The sequence below is a fragment of the Mesorhizobium sp. ISC25 genome, from assembly GCF_042295465.1.
Classification (GTDB): domain Bacteria; phylum Pseudomonadota; class Alphaproteobacteria; order Rhizobiales; family Rhizobiaceae; genus Mesorhizobium.
Map to the genome: position 1 here is coordinate 6,094,307 of NZ_CP135441.1, position 23,169 is coordinate 6,117,475.

The window sequence follows — 23,169 nt, forward strand, 5'->3', positions numbered from 1 at the left end:
TCCTTCCCGCAATCAGGGGCTTCTGCGGTCGTGGTAACCGCCATAGTTGAGTCAGGGGCACGCGCTTCGAGGATCTGAAGCTGTGTGTTCCGGGCGCCATCATCGCCGGGGTCCCAAGCCGGCGCCAAGACGACGCTGCTGCGGCGGCGATGTTTTCTCGGCAACCGAGTGCAAGATGAATTCGGCCGACGGGCGCATCAGGGTTCCTCGGAAGGATTCAGAAGCGGCGCGTACCCTGCAAGCTCATCAGCGCTTCGCGCTGTCGCTTTCCGTTTCGGCCCTCGCGAGGAACTGCTCGGTTGTCGAGGGAAGATGGTCCTTCAACCATTCCGCCATCGCGACCTCCTCTCGCAAGTTCTCGTCGCAAGCCCGCGCGACCTCAGTTTCGCCCATCGATTGAGCTGCGGCAATTAGGATCGTGTAGGAGGCTATTTCCATGTGCTCGAACGTGTAACTCGCGAGTGATCCCTTCATCACCTCGTCGCCGGCGAAGATGCCGCTCAACGATTGCGCCATTGCAGTTAGCTTTCCGCCAGCATCCTTCATCGTGGATGAACCCTCATCCATTCGGTCGAGGCAGATTTTCAACCGAGCAGCCTGCTGTCTCGTTTCATCAAGGTGCAGTCGGATTCGGTCGCTGAGCTCGGGATAATTCTCGATACGGCTCAACTGCCCGTTCAACATCGTTTCGGCCTGCTCTTCCATGGCATGAGCATCTCTAAGCCATTGGATAAGCCATTCTCGCGCCTCTGACATTTCAAATCTCCTTAGTGAGTGGAGGAGAACTGCCGAACGGTGACATTGTTCCCACTTCATCTGGTCGGATTAGTGAGGTCCGATGAGACGGCTCTCAGGCGCGCGCGGAGTAACATCCCGTGTGTTCCTGTCGTAACTTCATTAAAGAACCTCATCTGATGGTCGGTTATTGACGGCGTGGCACAAAGGTGAAAATCGCCAAGGTACTTCAGCCAACCGCGCTCAACAGACGTCGGCAGTGGGCGTCGCGGAGGCGGTGTAACTCCGTTCGGGCTACGCCCTCACTGCGTCACACCACCTCCGCCGAGTCTCATCTTGATTGAGGCTGAATCTCATCCTGATCGCTGCGCCGCAGGCAGGCACGCAGAATGGCCGCGGCAGGCATATTTAGGCCGGCGCACGACGATTACACGCAGCTGCGCCGGAACGATGTCGAGCCGCTCGCTCACGTCCTCGCCGATCCGGCAAGCCATTGCGGTAGCATGGGTAGGCATGGTCCTCGATGTCGACGATCATTTCCACGGCAAGATGGGATGGCAACGCGCCGCGGTTCGTCCGACGTTTCCTGGCTCAGGAGCCGCCCGAGAGTGGCGTGGCCTCTGTTCACCTCAAGGTGTCGAGCATTGCTTTGGCCTCTTTGAGGTCCGGTGTCGCAAAGCCTTCGGTGAACCAAGCATAAACCGGGGCGAGCAGATCGCGTGCGTCGGCTTGCTTGCCCTGCTCGCGCCAGAGCCGGGCGAGAGTGGTGGCAGCGCGCAGCTCCCAAGACTTCGCGGATTGACGCTGGGCAATCTGGATCGCGCGCTGCAACGCGGCGCTTGCCTCGCCTGGTCTTCCGCCGTCCGGCAAAGCTGTCAGGAACTGCCCTCGCAATCGATGCAGTTCGGCGTCCGGCCAGCACTGCCCCGTGCGCTCGACCGCCGCTATAGCCTCATCCAGTTCCCCGAGCGCCCGTCGCACGTCACCGGAGAGTGCGCAGGCGTCGGCAAGCAAGCTCAGAAAGAAGGGCCGCATCCGTTCCGCGCCGCTATCCGTCCACTCCGCGAGTCCGCGCTCGATCGCCGCAATGCCGACTGCTCCGTGCCCTTGGCGAGCCATGGCCCAGCCTTTGACCACAGTCGCGCCAGCTCTCCACAGATCAAATTTCTGCTCGCGAGCCAATTCCAGCAAGGATGCCGAGTGGTCAGCGGCCACTCCGAGGTCGTGGCCATACGCACCCGCCATCGCGCTGTACATCAGGGCAAACCCTTGAGTGTTTTTATGCCCAACACTGCGCGCCAACGCCAGCGCTTCGGCTTGCCGGCGAGATGCCTGATCTGGGTAGCCCAGCAGCCACAGGACCCACACCAGGTGCGACAGCACGGCAACCCCAAGGTCTTGTCCGAAGGTAAAGGCCGTGAAACCGTGCCGCTGCGGGTCGTACAGCGCAATGGCCTGCTCGAGGTGCTCTCGGGCGGCGGGCAACTCGCCCATCATTTCGTTGGTGGCCCCGCAAATCCGGTGCGCTACGCACAGTCGCTCCGGGTCGGGATGCTGCTCGGCCAAGGCGAGAATATGGCCAGCGAGGTTTTGCTGCTCTCGAACGGCCATCCGGACATATTGGACAGCCCAGAACCCATACAGCACGGGAAACTGTTGTGAAACGTCCCCTACGGCCTCGACCAGATCCCGGGCGCGGGCGAAAGCGGCGGCGGTTTCGGACGCGGCGTAGCCGTGGCGGGCGATGCACGCCTGCCCGAGCATCGTCTGGAGATGCAGCTCACGCTCCGCTTGAGCTCGGTCTTCCGGCAAGGTTCGCAAGAATTCGATGCTCTTGGCAAGATGGCCTGTGGCTTCCGCAGCTGCCGAGCGCCGGAACGCGCGTTCGCCAGCCCGCTGCCAGTAATCGGCGGCGCGCTCCATTGAGCCCGCTTGTGTGAAGTGATGGGCGAGAATCTCAGGCTGGGTCTCGACCACCTCCGGCCATCGCTCTTCCAGCACCTTGGCGATCCGCGAGTGCAACTTCTGCCGCGTGCGACGCAGCAGGCTCACGTAGGCTGCATCCTGAACGAGCGCGTGCTTGAATGAGTAGGTAGCTTCGGGCGGGGTGCCGCGGCGGAACGCGAGACCGGCGCTTACGAGCTCATCCAATCCTTGCATCAATACCGCCTCGGCGATTTCCGCCACCGAGGCCAGCAGCTCATGGCTGAACTCTCGGCCGATAACCGCGCCGACCTGTGCGACCTGTTTTGCGCTTGGCAACCGGTCCAACCGTGCCATCAGTGAAGCCTGCAAGGTGCTCGGCACCGAAAGCGCTGAGCCCACGATAGCGGGCTGACTGGCGCGCTCCAGTACGGCCTTGGTCAATTCCTCGATAAAGAGAGGTATGCCATCAGTCTGCGCCACAATCCGCTCCAGCATCCCCGCCGGAATCGACTGACCGACGACAACCTGACTTGCGAGCGTCGTGGCCTGGCGAGGGCCAAGGCGGCTCAGCGCCATCAAAGTCACGCTGGCTTGGCCGACCCAAGACGCATGAAATTCTGGCCGGAAGGAGATGATCACCATTACCGGCAAAGAGGCCAGACGCATGATTAACCTGTCCAACAGCTCAAGCGAACTTGGGTCGGCCCAATGCGCGTCCTCGAACAGGATCAGCACGGGGGACCGACGTGCCCTTTCGTCCAGAATCCGGTTCAATGCTCCGAAGGTCTGCTCCTTCTTGCGCTCCGGACTGAGAGCCAGAAGCGGATACCGCTCTCCACTCGGCACGCCAAGCAACTCGGCAATGAGCGTCACTTCTTCGCGAGTTGCGCCGAGTGGGAGAAGCAGAGCTTCCAGCTTGTCAAGCCGTGCGTCCGCAGACTCGCTGCGCACGAAACCCGCATCGTTCTGCCAGCGTGCGATGATGGGCTGTAGCGCGCTGTCGAGGTGATGCGGCGAGCAGAAGTACTTGAGTCTGAGATGCGCCTCTCCGGCCACGCGCTCCTCGAGCGCAGCGATCAGGCGGGACTTGCCGATGCCGGGGTCGCCGGAGATGAGGACCACCTGCCCTTCGCCGTCCTTTGCCTGCTGCCAGCGGCGCAGCAGCAGCTCGAGCTCGTCATCGCGGCCCACCAGCGGCGGGAGAGAGGCCCCGTGCATTGCCGCGAAGCGGCTCTCAACCATTGCTTCGCCCAGCACTTCCCACGCGCACACAGCGCCAGATAGGCCTTTGAGACGAAATTCGCCAAGCTCGCGGCATTCGAACAAGCCGCCGATGCGCCGCCGCGTTTGTGCGTCGATCACTGCGCTGCCAGGATCAGCGAGGGATTGTAGGCGCGCGGCAAGGTTTGGGGTCTCGCCTATTACCGTCTGTTCCTGTGCGGCCCCGGCACCCAGCAGGTCGCCGACGACCGCGAGACCGCTGGCTATGCCAATCCGAGCGACCAGCCGTTCGCCGGCTGGCGCGGCCTGGCCGACCTTCTCCAGCGTAGCCAAAGCGGCGCGCACAGCGCGTTCGGGATCGGCCTCATCAGCTTGTGGCCAACCGAAATAGACCAGGACCCCGTCGCCCATATACTTCGCCACGAAGCCGCCATAGCGACCAACAGTCTCGGCGACGCAGCGATGGTAGGTTCCAATGACCTCGCGCATGTCCTCCGGATCCAGGCGGCCTGCGAGTGCCGTCGAGCCGACGACGTCGACGAACATGACCGTTAGCTGCCGCCGCTCAGCTTCGGCAGGCGGCGGGGCTGGCCCTGGGACCGCTGCCATGGATCGCGTGGTTGAGATAGCCGCTGTATCCGAACGAGCGCGCAGGGCGTCGATGGCGGCGAGCAGCTTGCGGCGGTGACCAATCGATATGACCCCGAGCGCTACGAGATCGTCGGCCGTGAGGTGGGGAAGCGTATCAGCTTCAATGTCGTTTTCGCGAAAAGCCGGCTCGTATTGCTGCAGGCCGAGGCTCAGTAGCCATGCCGCGATATCCACGCCCCTTCTCCTCTTCGGCTGCGGGGGGCTGCTCTGTTCCCCGGACTATATCCCAAATTGATGGAGTAGGCGGAAATCTCTCTGGCCAGGCCGCCTGGCAACCGCGGTCTTTGTCAAAGAAGCTTGCAGCGCAGGGCGACAAGATGGAAAGCGACGATGCCTGGGCGCGCAGCATAGAAGCTTCTTCGTATTCATATTGGGCGGTTTTTTTGATTTGTGTGCTGTTCGCCGGTCTTTTTCAGTGGATCGGCGTGTCATTGATCCCGTTGATGAAAGGTGGTGGCAACTATGCGACGGATTGGGGCTCGTTAGCGATTGTGCGCCCTGAAGTCATATCGGTGCCAGAAGCGGTAGTATTCACCGGGCTCGCTTACCTATACATGTGCGTATGCTTTTATCTGTTCTTTGTATGTCTCATTTTGCTCTATACGGTGATCCATGATCTTTGGAGAATTGGAGAAGCAGCGAGTAATCGGCCGGAGATGGATTATCAACACAAGCTCAATGAGGCCAGCCTCAGGGTTATGCGGGGGATTTTTCGGTGTACCGTTTTGGGGGTTCTGATCGCCATAGTCATGAAAGTCCAGAGTGCTTACCTGACATCGCGTGGAGAGAATATTGTGGCTTGGTTGGTCGGCGATATGTCTTCCGCTTTCTATGGGCGCGATGATGTGAGCGCCGGGATCATCTATCGTAGGCCGACCCATTACAGTAGCCTTCTTGTCGCTATCTCAACCTGTGTTGTATTTCTGTACGGCTCAATCCGTTTGGGTGTCGAAGGTCGGTTTTGCATGCCTTTGTGGAGGATGTCAGCGATCCTAGCGTTACTCGTGGCTGGCTATTTGCTGATCGATGCATTTGCTGGCTTTCGATCCTTCTGGGCGTTGGAGTGCTGCTCGCAATATACGGCCTTTTTGATCCAGGGTTGGGGCGATGGCGAGCGAGTACGTTAGGAAACAATCAGAGTGTATCATAGTTGGCTTGACCATTGGGATGAGCGGCGGGCGCGACGCGGTGAGGAAGGGAAGAAACCAACGGATTTCGTCCTGGACGCGGAACGCGCCTTTCCAGGTGCGAAGAAGATAACAACCATCGACGAATTCTGTGCCTTTGCCGATCAAGCGGTTGCTGATCCAGCCTTTTTCGATGAGCCGAGTGTGAGTGATCAGGGTTTTGAAAGGCTAGATGGGTGGCTCAAATTTCCATCGGACATTTCTACTGATATCGAACAGAACAATGTCGTCTGGGCGAAAATCACAGAAAGCGGTTCGTTCGATCAGGCGATGGTGATTTTTCACCATTGGAATGCAAGCGCCCGGAATCGTCAGATTGCCAACTTTTTCTCGCAGCGTGGCATCACGGTTGTCGAGATTGCTATGCCTTATCACTTCGAACGCAGCTGTCCCGGCTCCGTGCACGCCGACTATATGCTTAGCCCTAATCTCGGTCGAACGATCCGATCTGTAAGGCAGGCAGTGTTGGATGGGCGAAAACTCATACGTTGGTTGAAAAGCGAAGGCTATCGAGAGATTTCGGTTCTCGGAATGAGCTTAGGTTCCTGGGTTGCGGCCATAGTCGCGGCACACGACTTGGCTGTGTCAAAAGCCTCGTTGTTTCTGACGGCAGGGAGTCTAGCGGATATGGTTTGGACGGGCCGCGCGACACTATCGATACGCGATAGCCTTGAGCCTGAGATTGAGCTGACCGATCTCAGGAGGGCGTGGGGTCCACTTAACTTGGAGAATTGCGTGCATAGTTTGGCACGGCCTGATCTCGATTTTCAGGCTGTGTTGGCTAAGAGAGACAAAGTGGTGTTGCCAGAGCTATCGGAGAGGTTCATGCAGAGGCTGAAGGACGCCGGGGCTAGGCCAAATATTTTGGAATTAAACTGGGTCACTATTCGCTCGCTATGCCGCCTTACATTTTGTTGGCCGGTTTGAGCTTGAAGCGGTTACTAAGCCGCGGCCGTTGAGCGGTCTCTGTCGTCTGCTGACAAGTCGGCTCGGCGAGCATGAGTTTCGCGTTGGCCGGTCAGTTCACCAGCAAAGTCTCTGGTAGTCGAAAGTGTGAATCAAGGCGGCTGCCTCTCCGCCCAATCGGCGTGATGCCTCGGCAAGCCCTTCGAAGGATTTCCCTCGCTCTCGTTTCGAGCCGACCATGAGCTTCGGCCAGTGACGTGTCCTCTTTCTCTTCGATCTCAAAATGAAGAATTACGTTGCCTCGTACGCCTCCGGCGAGGGCCGCCTTGCGCGAGCATGGCACGGTAACGAAGCTGCGCTCTTAAGGTCGTCCTTACGAGCACAGTTAGCAGCACAGCATGAGCCATGTGACGTTATTGACCGGGCCGGAGCGGTGGCGTCGTTGGAGTGAAGAGGATCTTGGGCGACGGCGTACTCATACTCCATCTGGGTGTAGCTCTTACCCTTCAACTCTGAGCCGTACCGCTCTGCTACGATGAGTACGTAGTAGTCGCTGTCATCGATGCGCCGCTTAATGTAATCCCATTGAGTGTCGTCGCTGGCTTGGAATGCCTCCATCCCCACAGGAATATGCCCGAGGTTAAGAACGGCCTCGATGACCGACCGTCTTTCGTCTACCAAATCGGCGTAGGTCGAGCTGACGAAGATTTGTATTTAACGTCCATGCGGCTTCACCCTTCGATCCGCCCTTGTAAGTCTGCAAGCAGGCTGGGGATAACGTTCCGTGCCCGCATCAAGAAGCCGAGTCATGATTCTTGCAAGGGGTGAAGCGATCAAAGCCCGACCCGCGCGCTGGCACGCTAGGTTGCCCGGTTTGCCGGAAGGAATAATCACTTGCGGCCGAGGAGTATGAAACGTGCGGTGCCCCCCGCCGCAGCGACAGCCTTCGCTATTCCTTCTTGTCGACCAGCGCCCGTAGTGCCGAGACGTCATGCAGCAATAACCTGCTGCCGCGCTTTTCGATCAGGCCTCTCTTGGCGAGGTCGCTCATTTCGCGCGAGACCGCTTCCCTGTGCGTGCTCATCGTTGCCGCCAGCTCGGAATGCGTCGGTGCCGGGCTTATGGACACCTCGCCGTCCACGAGTGCGGCTTTCTCCGCCCGATGCAGGAGCTCGACGATCAGCCGTTTTCGCACGACCAGAGTGCTGTATTCGAATACCCGCTCGGTCATGCGCCGGAGCTGGGCAGACAGATGCTCAAGCAGCATCCAGGCAAAAGTCGGGTGGGTCATCACGATATCCCGGAATGCTGTGCCGGACAGCCGTGCAGCGCGGGTTGCCTCCAGCGCGACTACGCTGGCAGAGCGTGCAATCCCGTCAATGCCTCCGAGCTCCCCGAAAATGTCACCCGGTTCGACATCGCGATACGCTATCTCCCTGCCGTCCGCTGAAACCAGTGTCACGCGAGCCCGTCCTTCCAGCAGGAAGAAGACATCGCGACCAGTGTCGCCGTGGGAAATGATTAGCTCGTTGTGTTGATAGCTGCGCTCGTGCCACTGTTTGGTCAGCGCGGCGAGGTCGGCATCGCAAAGTCTTGAGATGAAGGCCAGAGAGCCTGTCACAACGGTCTCTTGTTCAATCAAGTGTACTTCACCTTACTCCCTATCCAAGGAAATTTGATGGCCGCAGGCCCCGCTTTCCGGGATGCAAACTGGGAGCGGATTTCGCCAATGTTTTTCCCCGGTGTGGGAATTCCCACAGCCGAGCCTGCTTCGACTGTCATATCCTTGTTGCAACGTCAGGCCCGCCGGCTCGTGTGCAAGCCGGCGAAGGGAAAGGGAACAGTCATGAAATTCTTCGCTCCCGTCACAAAACTTGCTGCGGGGTTTCGCAAATTCGTCGCGCCGCGCTACCGCCCGGAGCTTTATTACATGCGTGGCCCGGGGCCAGCCACCGCCCGCCGTATGGGCACGCCGCGGCAAAACCAATCCATCGACCACTACGCCTAACTTGCCTCGCGGACGGCTGACGCTCTCGCCCGAAGTGCCGTTCGCGCCGTTCCGTACCGGTCAATTCAGATCAATGAAGGGACGATCTGATCATAGTTATGATTCATGCTGCCGCCATTGGTCCATTTCGCAGGTGGTTACGCCTCCGCGCCGAGCAAAAAGCTCTCTTGTCGGCAACGGACCAGTTGAGCCGTTTACCCGATGACGTTCTTGGCGACGTCGGCATCTCACGTGATGAAATCATGTGCGCTTTGCGAAGCCGCGCCATCCGTCATGCGGAGGCAGGCGCGGCCGGCACGACGATCGAGCGCACCAGGATCGCTTCGGCCTCGATCCCGAAACGGTTGGCCGCCGGCAGTGGCGACGCCTCGGCCGAGATCCCCTTTGGCTGGTCCACGAGCGCGCGATCGAGCCTTACATCGCGGCTTCGACAAGCAGCGGCGCGCGGACGGGACCTTCGAACGCACTACACCTGCGACCCCAAGGACTGAATGTTGACCGACGGGAGCTGGGGAGGATCTCAAAATGATCATGTCAGTTGTTAAGTCCCTCGCGCCTGTGACGCTCGGCACCGTGCCGATCGCAATCAGTCCGGCTTCATTGTCGGCTTCTGACGCTCAGGACCTCGCGTTCGCTCACGCTGACATGCCAATCAAACAGCTGAAAGACGTCTATTTGGATTGCGAGCGGGGAGGCCGCCGGTGCGCTGGGGACGGAAGACGTGATGTACTGTTCGATGCGCGAGTTCCGACTAGGCGCGCGATAGCAGTTTGCGCATAATCAACGATGCATGGCCTTCTGCACCGTGCGACGCGGCCTGCGATCGACCACTTCGAACCATGTTTGCGGTAAAAAGGCCATTGCCCGGTCGTTTGGCCAGCCCGGGAGCCAATCAGCCCAGAAGGTTGCGAGCCGTGCGCATGAATATTCTGGATCCGATCGGGATCAGGTCGTCTGGAAAGTCATAGTCGGGGTTGTGCAGCGCAGGGTACCGCTCGCCGGCGCCGAGAAAGAACATGGCGGACGCTGCGCTATGGCCGAACAGGCCGAAATCTTCCGAAGCGCGCATTGGCAGGGCTTCCTCTGTGCGTGGCACGCCTTCTTCGTCGAGCGCGCGCTGCAGATGTTCCACGGCATCCGGCGCGTTGACGCTGGCAACGAAGATCTCGTGATAGTCGTAGCGGGCCGAAAGCCGATGCTCTCCAGCGATCTTTTCCGCCAGCGCTTCCGCAGCGGCGCACAGATCCGCCATGCGCTCATCGCCGGTCTCTTCCGCCGGCTGGAACATCAGCACGACGCGGCCGCGGGCAGGCCTTTCGCGCCCGAACTGGCGGCCAAGTGCGGCGAGGATCGCGGTATGTCCGTCATGGCCGCACATATGCGACTTTTCCCGGTACGAGCGACGAATGAGAAACGCTTGAAAGCTCATAAATCGGCAGCGCATCGAGTTCCGACCGGAACAGGACTGTCGGACCGGCTTTGCCGCTTTCATATACCGCCGCCACACCGTGGCCGCCCAATCCGGTCAGCACCTTGTCCGGCGCTGTGTCGGCGAGGAAGTCGACAACCTCGCTCGCGGTTTTCTCTTCCTCATTCGAGATTTCCGGATGCTGGTGCAGCCTGCGGCGCCATGCCGTCAGCTCGACAATGTCTCGATTGGTCAGGGTCATGTTTTTCCTGCTCCGCTTGGCGCTAGAGCAATTCCAGGAAACGTGTGAAACGGTTTTCCGTTTGGAATTGCGTCAAAACAAAGAGATAGAACGGCTCGGCGATTCTATCAAAAGCTGAACCGCTTGTCTTATGACTTTCGGTTGTTTCGAGGCCAAAGTGGGTTGCCGCCTGCGGGCCTTCACCACCCGCAGGCGGCGGGAGGGGTGGGATCGATGAACCGCCGGTCGTGATGGACCGAGCTAGAGGATGATCGCCCCTCTCTTTTCCATGAGGCCTGAACGGATAGCCGGGTTTCCAGGCCCGGATGACAAGCACGGGACGGAAAAGATGACCGCAATCATAGCACGCACGCTCGGAATCGACATCTCGAAAGATCGCCTAGACGTCCATCTCCTGCCGGAAGGGACGGAGCGGCGATATGCCAACGACGCTAATGGCCTGCGCGAGCTGATCCGCTGGCTGGCGCAACTGACGCCCACCCGTATCGTCTATGAAGCAACCGGCGCCTACCACCGGCTGCTCGAGCGCACCTTGGGTGCCAAGGGCCTGCCATTGGTCAAGATGAACCCGCAGCACACGCGCGCCTTCGCAAAGGCCGCCGGCCAGTTGTCCAAGACCGACCGGATCGACGCCGCTATGCTGGCTCGCTTCGGAGCGCTGATGACGCCGCAGATCCGACCGATCCGCAACGAGACCCTTGATACGCTTTGCGAACTGGTCGCCACCCGGCGAGCGCTGATCAAGGACCGCACCGCCACATTGAACCGACAAAAGTCGTTGACCATCCCGCTTTTGAAGCGCCAGGCCGAGCAACGGTTGAAACAGATCGCCGCCCAGATCGCGGCGATCGACGCCGAATGCCGTATCCGGATCGCCAGCGAAGCTGATCTCAGCCGCCGCTTCGACATTCTCATCAGCATTCCGGGGCTCGGCGAGGCGACCGCCTTCGCCCTCGTCGCTGACATGCCGGAGTTGGGAACCCTTGCCAACAAGCAGGCTGCAAGTCTCGCAGGCCTCGCACCGGTTGATCGCCAATCCGGCCAATGGAAGGGTAAGAGCTTCATCCAGGGCGGCCGGCAAACCCTCAGGCAGGCACTCTATATGCCGGCCCTCGTCGCCACCCGCTTCAACGAACCACTCAAGGTAAAATACGAAAGCCTCAGAGCCGGCGGCAAACCACCAAAAGTCGCCATTACCGCTATCATGCGAAAGCTCATCGTCCTCGCAAACACTCTAATCAGCGACGACCGAAAATGGGCCCCATCGAGTCCTTGACCAAGACGGATACTCTAGACTAGCTAGGACCAAGAGCATCTCAGGCCCTGGTCAGGCAAAAACCCGCGCCGCCCGCCCAAGCGTCCGTTCTGCGTCGTTGTAGTTCGAGGCCTGTTGCACCGAGCGATGCTGCGACTGCTGCATGGCTTCCGGCAGCGGAATGCCGCGACGCGCGGTTTCGGTGAGATAGCCGGAGCGCAGGCCGTGGGCGGAGAATACCGCCGGATCGAGGCCGGCCTCGGCGATGCGGCGCTTCAGGATCAGATTGACGGCCTGCGGCGTCAGGGCGCGTTTTTCGAGATTGCCCCAGGGATCGATGCCGCGGAAAACGGCGCCCCCCGATATTTCGGCACGCTCCAGCCATGCTCGCAGCACCGACACCGGCCGGCCAACCAGCAGCACGAAAGCGTCGCTGTCGGCCTGTGTCGTCTTGGTCCGACCGAGCCGGATCGACAGGCATGGCAGTTTGTCTCCGTCAGGAGCTTTGGGATCGGCTGGCACCGGGTCTTCTTCGATGATCTGCTCGATCCTGAGCGAAGCAATCTCGCTGCGGCGGCGGCCGCCGGAGGCGAAGGCGGTGATGAGAAGCGCGCGGGCGCGGAGGTCGACGAGACGGTCACCAGCGCAGGCTTTCAGGAGCGCGGCCAAAATATCGGCGGTCACCGCCTTCTTGCTCTTGCGGCCGCGCGGGCGGGCGCTGGCGCGCACCGCCAACCTGATCGCGCTCTGCAGACCCGGCGCGTTGAACTTTCCATGCAAACCGCGCCATTTGTCAAGGTCGACCAGCTCGACAGACGCCGACGCACGGTGGATGGCGCATGCGGTCCCTCATTGCGCAAAAGCCCTTGGGATTTCAGCGTCGTCGCGACGTCGGGCGGCATGCCGTGCGCCGGATCGGTTTCGCGCCGGGAAGAGTCCCACAGATGATGGGCGACGAATTTGATCAGCAGCGCTTCGGGCGCCGGCCAGGGCAGCGCCGGCTCTCGAAGGCTATAAAGGTCATGGCATGTTCAGCTACGTCGTGCTGGACGCCATAGGCGCGGCCGACGCCAACAGCGATGGTTTGGTTGACGTTACCGAACTGGCGGGGTTCGTCGACAGCAACGTTCCGAACGTCAGCTACGACGCCTTCAGGATGCGACAGATACCGCAGATGAAAATCGTTGGTTCGAATTACCCGCTCCTGAACAGGACGACCGTTGCTGGCGGCCAACGAGCAAAGCACGAGCATTCCCGCGAAGCCGACACATGTCGTCATCGCCGAGGCGGGAGTGAAGGCTGAGGCCAACGAGAACTCTCCCAACACGATGACGCTTCCAGCTGGCTCGCAGGTATCCCTTGTGGAGCCAGTGCAAAGCGGTTGGGCTCTGGTCGGAAGGGACGGGAAGAAGCTAGGATATGTAAGCGTGATGTCGCTCGTCCAATTGCAATGAAGGAAGTCGGATAGTCCGGCTGTGACAGCCAGGCCATCCGCTAACCGCCCCAGAAGGGGGCGGTGTTCGGGTGCCGAATGACGTCCGAAGCGCTCGGTCTAATACTTTAGTTGTAATCTCTCGCGTGTATGATATCGTGATGGCGGGAGGAATTCAGATGGCGGTGGAGTGCACATTTGCGCCTCATAGCGGCGTCTTTTCAGCCATTGAACTGGACCTCTTGAGGGGTGTGGTTCGGGAAATTTTGCGGTCCGGCGAAGCGGAGCTTGACAAAGAGGACGCTGGAATGATCGCGCGCGTAGTCATTGCAGCCTTCAAGGACGGCGCCTCGGGTCGCGACGAATTGCTTGAAGCCGCCCGGCTTGCCGCTAGGCGCTGCGCTCTCGACCATTTTTACGATCGAGCAGTGGGCTTGTTCGCATAGGATTTGGCATCTCACGCCATGCAGGACGAGTTACTCATTCATGCGCCGCTGGCAATCCGCGCACCGGGTGCAGAGGCCTGTCAATTGTGTCGGACCTCCGATCAGAGGATCCGAAGCTCATCGGCCGATGATTTACCTGACCGTTTGTCCTGCACGAGTTCGTAGCTGACCTTCTGACCGTCGTCGAGACCCCGCAGGCCGGCGCGCTCGACGGCGGAAACATGCACGAACACATCGGGACCGCCCTGATCAGGTTGAATGAAACCAAAGCCCTTCTGCGAATTGAACCATTTTACCGTTCCCGTAGGCATAGCGAACCCATCTCCTCCTCACAGTATTGACGCTGATCGAATTCAATTTCGGCGGAGGATCAGCCAGGCTAAGCATATCCATGCCGGACATCCAAAGCCAATGAGGAAAAGAGAATCGGGGTGTCACGCTCTACTTCTGCCAATCCCGCGATCTATTCCTGTCTTGTCCGCATCGACGGGCAGAATGCCCCGTCGATGCTCCCAAGCCCCGGTGACCGAGGCTGAGCGCTGTCAAGGCCGCACTTTGGTGCGCCGCGAAGCGGTTGCCTTGACAGCGCGAAAAGGGTCACAGTTTCGGCATGCGGTCGGACTGCTGTTCGATGAGGCCGAGAAATTCGACGACCTCATGACCCGATGCGCCGACATCGCAGATCGAGCAAATGCGGCGGCAAAGTGAGATCGATCTGCACGAAACGCCTGTCCGAGTTCTCCCATGGCTACGGCGTCAAGCGGGAGGTCGAGGCGCGCCTCGCGTCCGCTGCCCCTTCGGGCCGCCGCTCTTGCCGAGTCTGCGAGCCTCGGTTTCGACGTCGCGTTCTCGGGACCGGGGCAGGTCATGAAAGCCCGCCTCGGCGTGAACCGAGACGGGCAATCGACTGAGAATCGGAAGCGCACGTCCGCAAAACAAGCCCGCAGATAGAAATTCAGCAGTGGCTAATGCTGAGGCAAAAAGGCATGGTGCGACGCACAAAAATATTGCAATGCACTGCAGATGCCGTAACGTCAGTTTCCTGAAATGAACGAGACGGCTTTGTAAAAGGCCGCCCGCCGAAAAGGATGGAAACTATGGCCAAGACCGCTGACAAAACTGCTGAAAGCATCGAGAACGTAGAATTCCCGGCCGTTGACGAGGTAACCGATCAGTTCCGCGCTGTCGCCGAAAAGGGCGTCGAGCAGTCGAAAGAAGCCTTATCGAAATTTGCGACCGGCGCCGAGACGACCCAGAAGGCTCTCGAGTCAACCTTCGAAACAGCCAAGACCGCTAGCAATGAGCTGTCGCTGAAGACGATCGCCGCGCTGCGCGCAAATGCTGAGGCCAGCTTTTCTCACCTCGAAGCCCTGCTTGCCGTGAAATCGCCCTCCGAGTTCATCGAACTACAGACTGCCTTCTTGCGCAAGCAGGTGGAAAAGACCGTCGAGCAGGGCAAGGAGTTTCAGGCGGCGGCGACGAAAGCCGCCGATGATGTATCCAAGCCGATCAGAGACGTCTACGAGAAGGCACTGAAGGATCTCAAGGTCGCCTGATGGGCCTAGGCAATCGGACTGATCGGCGTCGCCTTTTGTGGCGTCCACTTCTGTCTGTTCATTCCTCACCACGCCCATGGCGTCCTCGAATGGATTGGGTGTGACCGAGGACCCGCCTTCGCTTCGCTCAGTCTCGATCGTCTTCGCGCAACGACGGCGCTCTCGTTTTCTTCCCCTGGCCATACCACCCCACCACGCAGGCATGGCGGGGAGCCCGGTTTGCGTCCATTCCTCGCGGCCCAAGAAAGGCTCGCGCCGCCGTCTTTCACTTCGTTTCAGCCACTTTGGGGTGCGGACCCATCGTCCACGGTCTCACGACCACCATCGAGGCCGCGATAGGCGCGGCCCGAGATAACAGAAGGAACGACCACAATGGCTACCATCGGCACTTTCTCCCGCACCGCGAACGGCTTCTCCGGCTCGGTCAAGACCCTCAACCTCAACGTCAAGACGATGACTTTGACCCCAGCGGAAGGCGACAACAAGAAAGGTCCGGCCTTCCGCATCTTCGCCGGAGCCATCGAGTTCGGCGCCGCATGGAAGAAGACCTCGCGCGAGGGCCGCGACTACCACTCCGTCAAGCTCGACGATCCAAGTTTTCCCGCTCCGATCTATGCAAGCCTGGTTGAGACCGACACCGACGGCGAGTTCTCGCTGATATGGTCTCGCCGCGCCGCAGAATGATCCGAGCTAACACGAAGCCCCGCCGCTCGGCGGGGCTTCGCCAAGTTCGGGTCCGCCACTCGTAGGCACTCCTGTTAGGTGCAGCACGCTACGCTTTGACGAGTGCCTTGCGCGCCTTCCTAGCCGGCGACTTGATTGCCGTTGCGGTTGCTGTCGCTGCCGCCGCACGAGCAGCTCGTTTTGGTTTTTCCGCCGCAGCTGTTGCCGGCGTTGTCGCCTTTCGCCCGAGCCCGATTGATTTCGCAAGAGCCGAGCGGGTCGCTGCGTAGCTTGGCGCCACCATCGGATAGTCGGAGGGCAGGTTCCATTTCTGCCGGTATTGGTCAGGGCTCAGATTGTAATGCGTCCCGATATGTCGCTTCAAGGATTTGAATTTCTTTCCATCTTCCAGGCAGATGATGAAATCAGGTGACACTGATTTCCTGATCGAAACCGCCGGCTCCAGCTTGACTGCGGCTGGAGCCACAGGCGTGCCGATACCTTGCAAAGCGACATAGGTATCCTCAATCAGCTTCGACAACTCGCCGACCGGCAGCGGATTGTTCGAAACATAGGCGGAAACGATGTCGGCGGTAATTGCTACGAGATCAGCCTGGTCGCTTTGGTGTGGAGAAACGTTCATCGAGTTTTCCTCTTGTCTAATGGCGCGCGTTGAAATGGATGGGCTGTCTATTGCCAATCACGCAAACAATTCGTTATTTCCGCCAACAAACCTCATTCGCTGCAAATATCAAGCGGGAAGCTTCGCTTCCATCGTTCTGCCCGGCAGATAAAGTTACCGATCTCGTCGGAGAAGCGGACTTTCCGCTCGCGCGGGGAGGCGCCCAGACCTAGACACACCAGCGCCAGAACGTGTTGCTCCTGCACTGCACGATTGAGCGATGAACGTGCGCGCAATTATCGCCGCGACACTCGGCGGCGTGGTCCCCCTCGTCCGCGCCAGTGTGAATTGGATGTTCGAGCCCAGTTCATCTGGAATCCATCGGCGAGCGTTCAGGTGGGCTGTATCTTGTTGGCCAAGGTCGTAGCCGTCGCTCGTGCGGCGTGCCGCAGCACCTAAAGCGGGCCGGAACATAGTCGAGCATCTCGCTAATGCTCTCGCAGATGCTGTGCAGGGTGCACCGCAATGGCCGAGGACAGGCTGTCGACGTCGATGACCGCGGGCCACGCGCGGCAGTGATCAGGCACCGGCCCGCGCTTTGGTTGCGCCTTTCCGCGTTCGCCGCCGGCGTGGAATGATGTTCACTCACTCGCTCGATATCGCTTTCGATGTCCTCCGCGGTAAGCTCGAACTCGTCGGGGTCCATGGGTTTGGAAACCCGAGAAGTGATCCGTCTTCAGCTGCTCCTGGATCACCGTGGCGAGCCCGTCGAGCCCCCTTTGCGCATGCCGGCATGACCGAGCGCCAGATGCACCTACACGCCCGCCTGGACGACGATAATGATGCGTTCTTCTTGCCGCGAGATTCCGCTTGGCTGCATCCGCTTCACTGCCGACGGATGCAAAGATACGCCGCGCGTCGTCCAGTTGGCTGGCAATCATGCCGTCCGGTGGCCGCACGACTTTTGCGCAGGGTAGCCGGCGCCGTCGATTCGCTTTGCGTCCCATGGATGAGTTCAATTATTGCCAATTGCGCCGCCTTGCGGCGGTCAGGCGGAACTCAACCCGCCAGCGGAACAGCATGCTGATGGCGCCGCCATGGCGACGGCAAACCTGCGCCATGGCGACGCCGGGCTTCTCCGTCTCCTGCACGATCGCCCGTTTCTGCTCGTCGCTGAAGCGGCGCCGGTTCCGGCGGCCCATCCACCGCGTCCGGCGTCAGGCGGTATTTGCGTCGCGCAATTAGCAGCGCTGCTTAATTGGGCTCGGGCACTCGGATGAAGCAGGGATCGCCAGTCCATTTCGTCGCCGGATTCTTCCATGCGATTGCGCCAGATCGGCAACGCATGCGGCGACAGACCAAGTGCGGCGGCATACTCCGCGTGCCCCATGCCGCTCCAGTTCATCGTCTCGACATGCATGCTCCAGAATGCCCGCAGAGCGATCGGGCCGCTGTCCGTGCGCCTGCCGTAGCGATAGCGTGGAGGCCTCTTGGGCCGCTTCGGCGGCACCTTCTTGCGCGAACGTGCTGCCTTCTTCCGGTGCAAATTCTGCAGCTTTTCCGCACGTTTGCGCAGATCATCCGCGCTCACCAGATGGCGCATCCACAGTTCAAACGTCGTGATTGATGGTCGCGCCGGCGACAGGGTTCCTGGCATCCTGGTTGCCGCGGTACCAGCTCGCGACGTGCGACGACCAGTAAGGACCGTTGGCCTTGGCCAGGAGCGGCGAGCCGCCATCGGAGATCCTCCACATGACGAAGGAAACCCACATGAAGCTCAATTGCACTAGCCGAATAGGTGCAGGGACCGGACGCTTACCGAGGTGGATTAGGACAGCGAGGTGGATTAGGACAGCGAGGTGGATTAGGACAGCAAGATAAAGCGAGCTGGCGCTCGCCTCGCTGCGCTCGTAAGTGTTTGTCTGCACATTGTTTTTTCCTTCTCGTGCCGACGTCTGGCGGAATCGCGTGAGGTGCGGGGGCTCACGGCCATCGGCTATGCTGTTGATCTGAAAAGCAAAACTATCGCGCCGCAGCGATGTGCGATCCGCCATTGTTTGCCACAACAAGTCTTTGCGCGCCGTAGCACGCGCTGCGCTCCGGCCACCTTGAAGGGCGTATCCGACTCCCGATCCTGTCGGCATGGCAGATCGTGACAGCGAAAGATTCCAGGTTCGCACCGGCCGGATGCGGAATGGGCGCGCGCCGGTCAATTCGCGCACGCTGCCTTTCGTGCGCCAGGTCGAGATTGCCATCCGCAAGCAGGGCGGCAATCCCAATCGCCTCGGCGCAAGCAGCGGCGCCGGGAAGGGGAGTGGCCGCTTCAACGCCCGCGGCCGCGGCGGCAAGCTGGCGGCAGGATTGCCGAAGGATGGTGGCGGGTGGAAGCAGGATGGCAACGGCATTCGCTTTCGTTCGCGTCGCGTCGTGGTGAAGGCGCGCGTCGTCAAGCTGCCGAAGCAGGAGCCACGTGCGGCCGACCGCAACATCAGCAGCGTAGCGGGCGAGGACGGCATCTATCGCCCGAGCCAACACCTGGAGGCGATCCGCGAGACATTCTTGCGGCAGGGCAAGGACCCGGACGCCTTTGTCCGTTTCCATGTCCGCCGTCTCGAAGCGCTGCGCCGGGCCGGCCACGTCGAACGTATCGATGAAGACCACTGGCGCATTCCAAAAGACCTGTCCGAGCGCGGCATCGCCTATGATGGCCGCAACGCCGAGAAGGACTTCTCCCTGCGTGTGCTCTCGACGTTCGATCTTGACGCGCAGGTCGGCAGCGATGGCGCCACCTGGCTCGACCGGGAGCTTACGGCAAAAAATCCCATGCCGCTGGTCCGGTCAGGCTTTGGTCTCGACGTCGATAACGCGCTCGACAGACGCGCTGCCCAGCTCGTCAGGATGGGCAATGCCGAACGCGATGCAGGGAGCGGGACCATTACCTTCGCGCGCGACCTTGTAGCCACGCTGGAGCGCCAGGAGGTCACGCGGGTCGGCAAGCAAATGGCCGCTGCGCGCGGCCTCATCTTCACGCCCGTGCAGCCCGGTGATCATGTCGGCGGCACGCTGCTTGGCTCGGTCGGTCTTGCCAGCGGGCGTTTCGCCATGTTGGACGACGGGCTCGGGTTTCAACTGGTGCCGTGGCAGCCGATGCTCGACAAGCGCATCGGTCAACATATCGGCGGCGTCGTGCAAGGCAGCGGCGGCATCGACTGGAGCTTCGGCAGAAAGCGCGGCGTTGGGATCGGGATGTGAGATGGGTCTGGACAACGCAGCAAATGAACTGTGACTTCCTCAACGAGTGAGAGCGCTGTCTTTTGCAGAATTGGGGATCGGTGAAATCCAGCGCGATGAAGACAGGTTCCGGCAGCTACGCTGTTCCCTCTTGAAACTCACCGGAATCACTGTGATCGCTGTCATTCTCGGAGCTCTGCTCCCGAAGTGCCCGAGCCGGTTCGTGCTCGAAACGCCCCTCGGGGAGACGGTGCCCGGGCGGCCAATAGCGACCGCATAGACGCCCCGTTCGGCCGGAGGCAGTTGTTTCGAACTGATCCGCCAGTCGCGTTGGCGACCTAGAGGTTCTTGGAAGCTTTCGAGCTTTCTGCCTTGCAATAGAAACCCGCACATAGTTGCCGTACAAAAAATACTTGCCTGAATGCCGTCCGGCTGCCTCTGCCTCTGGTGGCCTCATATCCATCGCGCTCAAGATACCAGATTGCATCTCGGTGTTCGTCGCTCAGCGGCTGGGGCTATTGTCAAACGCCGGTTACGTGGCTGTGGCTTGAGCATCTCAATGCCGGAAACGATGGCACAGCCACGTCCGGCAGCTGCTGCGAGCAGTGGCGTGATTGCCGGATTGACAATCACTTCCGCGACGGTTGCGGTTGGCTCGAAAGCTGCAATGTTGAGCGGCAGAGTATCACCTTCCTGCATTCCGAGCGTGGCTGCGACGTCTGGGGCTCCAGCCTCGCAGACATGCGTTTTGCAGGACCGAATGGAGGCTTAATGTCTGCGGCGAGAGCCACCGCTCGATCGGCACTTCGGTTCCCAAGGATCAAATCGTCCAAGCAGGCATCAGCCAACGAGAAGGCGATGGCGCGTGCCACGCCGCCGGCGCCGATGACGAGCGCTCGACGTCGCGCAACCACCACGCCGTTGGCAGCAAGGCGGGCAATGAAGCCCGTGCCGTCCGTGTTCGTTCCGGTCATGCTTCGGTTTTCGCTGCAGCGCACGAAGTTCACGGCGCCGATTCGCCTTGCGACCTCTGTCACCTCGTCGAGGTGAGGGCAACGCGCTGGCGCTGGCCGCCCGACAGCGCCTTCGGCCGCCGGTCGAGCAGATGCGCAAGCTGCAGCACGTCGGCCGCCTCCTTCACCTTGCGCTCCCGCTCTGCGGCGGTACCCCAGCGATCTTCGGTGCGAAGCCCATATTCTCGGCCACCCTCATATGCGGATAGGGCGCATAGGACTGGAACACCATGGCCAGCCCGCGCGCGGACGGGTCGATGCCGTTGGCGCGCACGCCGTCGATCATGAGGTCGCCTGCGCTGATCCTTTCCAGCCCGGCGATCATGCGCGGCAGCGTGGACTTGCCGCAACCGGACGGGCCGACGAAGACGATGAATTCGCGGTCCTCGACCTCGAGGTCGATGCCCTTGATGATCTCGGCGGCTCCATAGGATTTGCGCGCACCGCGCAGCTTGAGCTCAGCCTTGGCTTACCTCCCTGGCCCCGGTTTTCGGCTCGTCGTCCTGCACCATCGCCAGCGCCGTGCCGGGTTCGCCCTCCCACAGGATCAGGCCCGCCGCGCCGACCAGGCCCGCCCGGTCGCCGAGCTCGGCCGGCACGATCGGCACGTCGCGATAGGCTTGCATGGCGCGCTCCTCGACGGTCGCCCGGATCGTCGGCGCCAGGAGGTCGAAGCCGTTGGAAAGGCCGCCGCCCATCACGATCAGGTCGGGCGAATAGAGATGCAGGAGGTTGGTGAAGCCGATGCCGAGCCGCTTGGCTTCCGCCTCGACCAGTTGGCGAGCCGCCGCATCACCCGTCCGCGCGGCCTCCACGACATGCCGCGCCGAGACATCGCCATTGTTCGAAAGGCGCCTGAGCAGCGAGCCGTCGCTCAGCGCGGTCAGTTGCGTCGCCCGCCGTCCAAGCGCGGTGCCGGAGGCGACCGCCTCGAACGATCCCGCCCCGCTTGCCGACGAGACCATCGCTGCCCGCGCCGCCGCGCTTGCGGCCGTCGCCGAGGCGGCGGTCGAACGCATTGGCGGCGAGAAACCGGTCTACATCATCGGCACCGAAGTTCCGGTGCCGGGCGGCGCGCTCGAAGCGCTCGACCATATGCATGTCACCGAACCCGATGACGCCCTGCGCACCGTCGAGATCCACCGACAGGCATTTTCGCGCGCCGGCCTCGACGCTGCCTTTGCCCGTGCGGTCGGCGTCGTCGTCCAGCCGGGCGTCGAATTCGGCATGCCGAGATCATCGCCTACGCGCCGCGGAAGGCGACGCAGCTGGTCGCCGTGCTCGGGCGCATGCCGCAATTCGTCTTCGAGGCGCATTCGACCGACTACCAGTCAAACGAGGCGCTTGGGGCTCTGGTGCGCGACGGCTTCGCCATCCTCAAGGTTGGACCCTGGCTCACCTTCGCGCTGCGCGAGGCGATGTACGGGCTGAGCCACGTCGCCGACGTGCTTGCGCCAGACCCGTCCCGTGAAAGCCTGCCGGCGGCGATGGAGCGCGTCATGCTGGCCTCGCCGGACAATTGGCAGAAATACTATCCGGGTCCGCCGGACGAGCAGCGCGTGCAGCGGCACTTCTCCTTCAGCGACCGCATCCGTTACTACTGGCCGACGCCCGACGCACAGCACGCGACACAGACGCTGCTGGATTTTCTGGGCGACAGGGACATTCCCCGCCCTTTGATCAGCCAGTATCTGGGGCAACTCGATGCCGAGGTTGCGGCAGGTCGGATCGAGCCGTCGCGCATGACCTGCTAATTGGCAGCATCACCCGTGTCCTCGATTCCTATGGGCGTGCGACGTTACAGTAGCGCGGATCGTCCTACATTCGCCGTTGCAGGGTCGAGCCGCGCCGCGCGCGTGATCTAAGATGTGCGCTCGGCCGACACACGCGGAGGCTATGCCGGACCTTCGAAGTTGGGCTGCTGTTGGACTAATATAAGCAGGACAGAGCCAATTCGATGGTGAGAGCATCGCGGAACCATACGGAACGGTCTTCGCTACGTCCACTTGTTCAACACTGAATTGAGCGTCGACGGACAAGTCAGAAAGTTTCGAAGGAAATGATTTGGGCCTCGTCTCGATTTTCTCCTTCTCAAGGCACCTTTCACACGTAGCTCAAGCCGTGCGGCCATGGCTGAAGACGCCAGCATCGAGCGCTGCCTGCAGGGCGGCCACCGCATCGTCATCATTGACCTGGTATTCTGATTGTCCTGGATCGATTTTCAGATCAAGGCGACGCTGGCTACACCGTCGCCTGGATCTCCTTCGGAACTGTGGCCTGCGAGCTCAATTGGTTGGCTGCGAGTCTAGTTGGTCTTCAGCTTGCCAACGCGATTTTCAGCGATCCAGCGGGCGGCAAGTACCAGCGCGCCCATGCTAAAGTCCTTGCCATGCTTGGCCACCATCTCTTCCGACAGCTTGGCCAGCCGTTCGAAAAATTCGTCCTTGCTCTCGTCCTCCACGGTGAGTTCGGTCTGCATTTCATCCTCCTGTTTCATACGGATTGCGTTCGCTATTTGAACATCTGCGCGGGAAAGGTAACGATCGCGGCGGTGCCGTCGACAGCGCCTACCGCCAGATGCCGTCCGTCGCCGGACCATGCGAGCGCGGTGACCGCACTCCCCAAAGGTTTGACAAGGAGTTCGTCT

19 protein-coding genes and 8 pseudogenes are annotated in these 23,169 nt (G+C 60.8%); 9 read left to right on the forward strand and 18 right to left on the reverse strand.

The window, feature by feature from the left end; genetic code table 11:
- Window positions 1-246 precede the first annotated feature (246 nt).
- The 3 genes and pseudogenes from RQ479_RS29965 to RQ479_RS29975 form a co-directional block, all read right to left on the reverse strand.
- A complete protein-coding gene (locus tag RQ479_RS29965; RefSeq protein ID WP_376703410.1) occupies window positions 247-756 on the reverse strand; it encodes a ferritin-like domain-containing protein in 510 nt (169 codons plus the stop codon).
- Between the two features lie 374 nt (window positions 757-1,130).
- A pseudogene (locus RQ479_RS29970) lies at window positions 1,131-1,326 on the reverse strand (IS66 family transposase zinc-finger binding domain-containing protein); the annotation flags it as partial.
- 33 nt (window positions 1,327-1,359) lie between these two features.
- On the reverse strand, window positions 1,360-4,707 hold the full coding sequence (locus tag RQ479_RS29975) for an AAA family ATPase (RefSeq protein WP_376703411.1): 3,348 nt from the start codon (window positions 4,705-4,707) through the stop codon (window positions 1,360-1,362).
- A gap of 119 nt (window positions 4,708-4,826) precedes the next feature.
- Here RQ479_RS29975 and RQ479_RS29980 point away from each other — a divergent pair.
- Window positions 4,827-5,683 (forward strand): annotated as a pseudogene (locus RQ479_RS29980) (RcgA family putative transporter); the annotation flags it as partial.
- Window positions 5,673-6,679: pseudogene (locus RQ479_RS29985) on the forward strand (RcgR family putative quorum lactone hydrolase). The pseudogenes RQ479_RS29980 and RQ479_RS29985, both read left to right, overlap by 11 nt.
- 238 nt (window positions 6,680-6,917) lie before the next feature.
- Here RQ479_RS29985 and RQ479_RS29990 read toward each other — a convergent pair.
- Together RQ479_RS29990 and RQ479_RS29995 are read right to left on the reverse strand one after the other, a co-directional pair.
- Entirely contained in the window at window positions 6,918-7,307 is a 390-nt protein-coding gene (locus RQ479_RS29990) for a DUF4062 domain-containing protein (protein WP_376703412.1), read from the reverse strand.
- Window positions 7,308-7,575: 268 nt separating this feature from the next.
- Window positions 7,576-8,247: a Crp/Fnr family transcriptional regulator gene (locus RQ479_RS29995; RefSeq protein WP_376703413.1), complete on the reverse strand. Its 672-nt coding sequence runs from the start codon at window positions 8,245-8,247 to the stop codon at window positions 7,576-7,578.
- A gap of 57 nt (window positions 8,248-8,304) precedes the next feature.
- Here RQ479_RS29995 and RQ479_RS30000 point away from each other — a divergent pair, with 57 nt between their 5' ends.
- Window positions 8,305-8,634, forward strand: a complete 330-nt coding sequence (locus tag RQ479_RS30000) for a hypothetical protein (RefSeq protein WP_376706082.1) — start codon at window positions 8,305-8,307, stop codon at window positions 8,632-8,634.
- Between the two features lie 271 nt (window positions 8,635-8,905).
- On the opposite strand, the gene RQ479_RS30005 is transcribed toward RQ479_RS30000, so the two are convergent.
- Window positions 8,906-9,031 carry a hypothetical protein gene (locus RQ479_RS30005; protein WP_376703414.1) on the reverse strand — a complete coding sequence of 42 codons (126 nt, stop codon included), beginning with the start codon at window positions 9,029-9,031 and terminating at the stop codon, window positions 8,906-8,908.
- 495 nt (window positions 9,032-9,526) lie between these two features.
- Window positions 9,527-10,304: pseudogene (locus tag RQ479_RS30010) on the reverse strand (M20/M25/M40 family metallo-hydrolase).
- 328 nt (window positions 10,305-10,632) lie between these two features.
- On the opposite strand from RQ479_RS30010, the gene RQ479_RS30015 reads away from it, so the two are divergent.
- A complete protein-coding gene (locus RQ479_RS30015; RefSeq protein ID WP_376702159.1) occupies window positions 10,633-11,580 on the forward strand; it encodes an IS110 family transposase in 948 nt (315 codons plus the stop codon).
- A 51-nt stretch (window positions 11,581-11,631) separates the two neighbouring features.
- Here the strand turns inward: RQ479_RS30015 and RQ479_RS30020 are convergent.
- Window positions 11,632-12,554: pseudogene (locus RQ479_RS30020) on the reverse strand (tyrosine-type recombinase/integrase); the annotation flags it as partial.
- 32 nt (window positions 12,555-12,586) lie between these two features.
- Between RQ479_RS30020 and RQ479_RS30025 the strand changes: the two are divergent.
- Window positions 12,587-12,862 carry a hypothetical protein gene (locus RQ479_RS30025; RefSeq protein WP_376703415.1) on the forward strand — a complete coding sequence of 92 codons (276 nt, stop codon included), beginning with the start codon at window positions 12,587-12,589 and terminating at the stop codon, window positions 12,860-12,862.
- A 350-nt stretch (window positions 12,863-13,212) separates the two neighbouring features.
- Here the strand turns inward: RQ479_RS30025 and RQ479_RS30030 are convergent, their stop codons facing one another.
- The gene (locus RQ479_RS30030; RefSeq protein WP_376703416.1) at window positions 13,213-13,404 is read right to left on the reverse strand and encodes a hypothetical protein; all 192 of its coding nucleotides are present in this window, start codon (window positions 13,402-13,404) and stop codon (window positions 13,213-13,215) included.
- A 134-nt stretch (window positions 13,405-13,538) separates the two neighbouring features.
- Window positions 13,539-13,748 (reverse strand): cold-shock protein, encoded by a 210-nt coding sequence (locus tag RQ479_RS30035; RefSeq protein ID WP_376703417.1) that lies wholly within the window; start codon window positions 13,746-13,748, stop codon window positions 13,539-13,541.
- Between the two features lie 786 nt (window positions 13,749-14,534).
- Between RQ479_RS30035 and RQ479_RS30040 the strand changes: the two genes are divergently transcribed.
- Together RQ479_RS30040 and RQ479_RS30045 are read left to right on the forward strand one after the other, a co-directional pair.
- Complete coding sequence (locus RQ479_RS30040) at window positions 14,535-14,993, forward strand: phasin (RefSeq protein WP_376703418.1); 459 nt, start codon at window positions 14,535-14,537, stop codon at window positions 14,991-14,993.
- A gap of 372 nt (window positions 14,994-15,365) precedes the next feature.
- Window positions 15,366-15,677, forward strand: a complete 312-nt coding sequence (locus RQ479_RS30045) for a DUF736 domain-containing protein (RefSeq protein ID WP_376703419.1) — start codon at window positions 15,366-15,368, stop codon at window positions 15,675-15,677.
- 88 nt (window positions 15,678-15,765) lie between these two features.
- Here RQ479_RS30045 and RQ479_RS30050 read toward each other — a convergent pair whose 3' ends face one another.
- From RQ479_RS30050 to RQ479_RS30060, 3 genes are all read right to left on the reverse strand, one after another.
- The gene (locus tag RQ479_RS30050; RefSeq protein ID WP_376703420.1) at window positions 15,766-16,299 is read right to left on the reverse strand and encodes a MucR family transcriptional regulator; all 534 of its coding nucleotides are present in this window, start codon (window positions 16,297-16,299) and stop codon (window positions 15,766-15,768) included.
- A 998-nt stretch (window positions 16,300-17,297) separates the two neighbouring features.
- A complete protein-coding gene (locus RQ479_RS30055; RefSeq protein WP_376703421.1) occupies window positions 17,298-17,480 on the reverse strand; it encodes a transposase in 183 nt (60 codons plus the stop codon).
- A 408-nt stretch (window positions 17,481-17,888) separates the two neighbouring features.
- Window positions 17,889-18,059: a hypothetical protein gene (locus RQ479_RS30060; RefSeq protein WP_376703422.1), complete on the reverse strand. Its 171-nt coding sequence runs from the start codon at window positions 18,057-18,059 to the stop codon at window positions 17,889-17,891.
- Between the two features lie 361 nt (window positions 18,060-18,420).
- Here RQ479_RS30060 and RQ479_RS30065 point away from each other — a divergent pair, with 361 nt between their 5' ends.
- Window positions 18,421-19,530: a DUF3363 domain-containing protein gene (locus RQ479_RS30065; RefSeq protein WP_376703423.1), complete on the forward strand. Its 1,110-nt coding sequence runs from the start codon at window positions 18,421-18,423 to the stop codon at window positions 19,528-19,530.
- Window positions 19,531-20,138: 608 nt separating this feature from the next.
- Here RQ479_RS30065 and RQ479_RS30070 read toward each other — a convergent pair.
- The 3 genes and pseudogenes from RQ479_RS30070 to RQ479_RS30080 all read right to left on the reverse strand — a co-directional run.
- On the reverse strand, window positions 20,139-20,483 hold the full coding sequence (locus RQ479_RS30070; RefSeq protein WP_376706045.1) for a hypothetical protein: 345 nt from the start codon (window positions 20,481-20,483) through the stop codon (window positions 20,139-20,141).
- 74 nt (window positions 20,484-20,557) lie between these two features.
- A pseudogene (locus RQ479_RS30075) lies at window positions 20,558-20,973 on the reverse strand (ABC transporter ATP-binding protein); the annotation flags it as partial.
- Window positions 20,974-20,980: 7 nt separating this feature from the next.
- Window positions 20,981-21,463 (reverse strand): annotated as a pseudogene (locus RQ479_RS30080) (ROK family protein); the annotation flags it as partial.
- Between RQ479_RS30080 and RQ479_RS30085 the strand changes: the two are divergent.
- Window positions 21,435-22,276: pseudogene (locus tag RQ479_RS30085) on the forward strand (class II D-tagatose-bisphosphate aldolase non-catalytic subunit). The pseudogenes RQ479_RS30080 and RQ479_RS30085 overlap by 29 nt on opposite strands.
- 551 nt (window positions 22,277-22,827) lie before the next feature.
- Here RQ479_RS30085 and RQ479_RS30090 read toward each other — a convergent pair.
- Window positions 22,828-23,001 (reverse strand): hypothetical protein, encoded by a 174-nt coding sequence (locus RQ479_RS30090; protein WP_352488902.1) that lies wholly within the window; start codon window positions 22,999-23,001, stop codon window positions 22,828-22,830.
- Between the two features lie 32 nt (window positions 23,002-23,033).
- A complete protein-coding gene (locus RQ479_RS30095) occupies window positions 23,034-23,147 on the reverse strand; it encodes a hypothetical protein (protein ID WP_376703424.1) in 114 nt (37 codons plus the stop codon).
- Window positions 23,148-23,169 lie beyond the last annotated feature (22 nt).

Coding starts and splice junctions, on each gene's coding strand:
- RQ479_RS29965 (WP_376703410.1), bottom strand. CDS start 756: ATGTCAGAGGCGCGAGAATGGCTTATCCAATGGCTTAGAGATGCTCAT.
- RQ479_RS30000 (WP_376706082.1), top strand. CDS start 8,305: ATGGCCGCAGGCCCCGCTTTCCGGGATGCAAACTGGGAGCGGATTTCG.
- RQ479_RS30015 (WP_376702159.1), top strand. CDS start 10,633: ATGACCGCAATCATAGCACGCACGCTCGGAATCGACATCTCGAAAGAT.
- RQ479_RS30025 (WP_376703415.1), top strand. CDS start 12,587: ATGTTCAGCTACGTCGTGCTGGACGCCATAGGCGCGGCCGACGCCAAC.
- RQ479_RS30030 (WP_376703416.1), bottom strand. CDS start 13,404: ATGGTCGAGAGCGCAGCGCCTAGCGGCAAGCCGGGCGGCTTCAAGCAA.
- RQ479_RS30035 (WP_376703417.1), bottom strand. CDS start 13,748: ATGCCTACGGGAACGGTAAAATGGTTCAATTCGCAGAAGGGCTTTGGT.
- RQ479_RS30040 (WP_376703418.1), top strand. CDS start 14,535: ATGGCCAAGACCGCTGACAAAACTGCTGAAAGCATCGAGAACGTAGAA.
- RQ479_RS30045 (WP_376703419.1), top strand. CDS start 15,366: ATGGCTACCATCGGCACTTTCTCCCGCACCGCGAACGGCTTCTCCGGC.
- RQ479_RS30050 (WP_376703420.1), bottom strand. CDS start 16,299: ATGAACGTTTCTCCACACCAAAGCGACCAGGCTGATCTCGTAGCAATT.
- RQ479_RS30055 (WP_376703421.1), bottom strand. CDS start 17,480: ATGGGCCGCCGGAACCGGCGCCGCTTCAGCGACGAGCAGAAACGGGCG.
- RQ479_RS30065 (WP_376703423.1), top strand. CDS start 18,421: ATGGCAGATCGTGACAGCGAAAGATTCCAGGTTCGCACCGGCCGGATG.
- RQ479_RS30070 (WP_376706045.1), bottom strand. CDS start 20,483: ATGACCGGAACGAACACGGACGGCACGGGCTTCATTGCCCGCCTTGCT.
- RQ479_RS30090 (WP_352488902.1), bottom strand. CDS start 23,001: ATGCAGACCGAACTCACCGTGGAGGACGAGAGCAAGGACGAATTTTTC.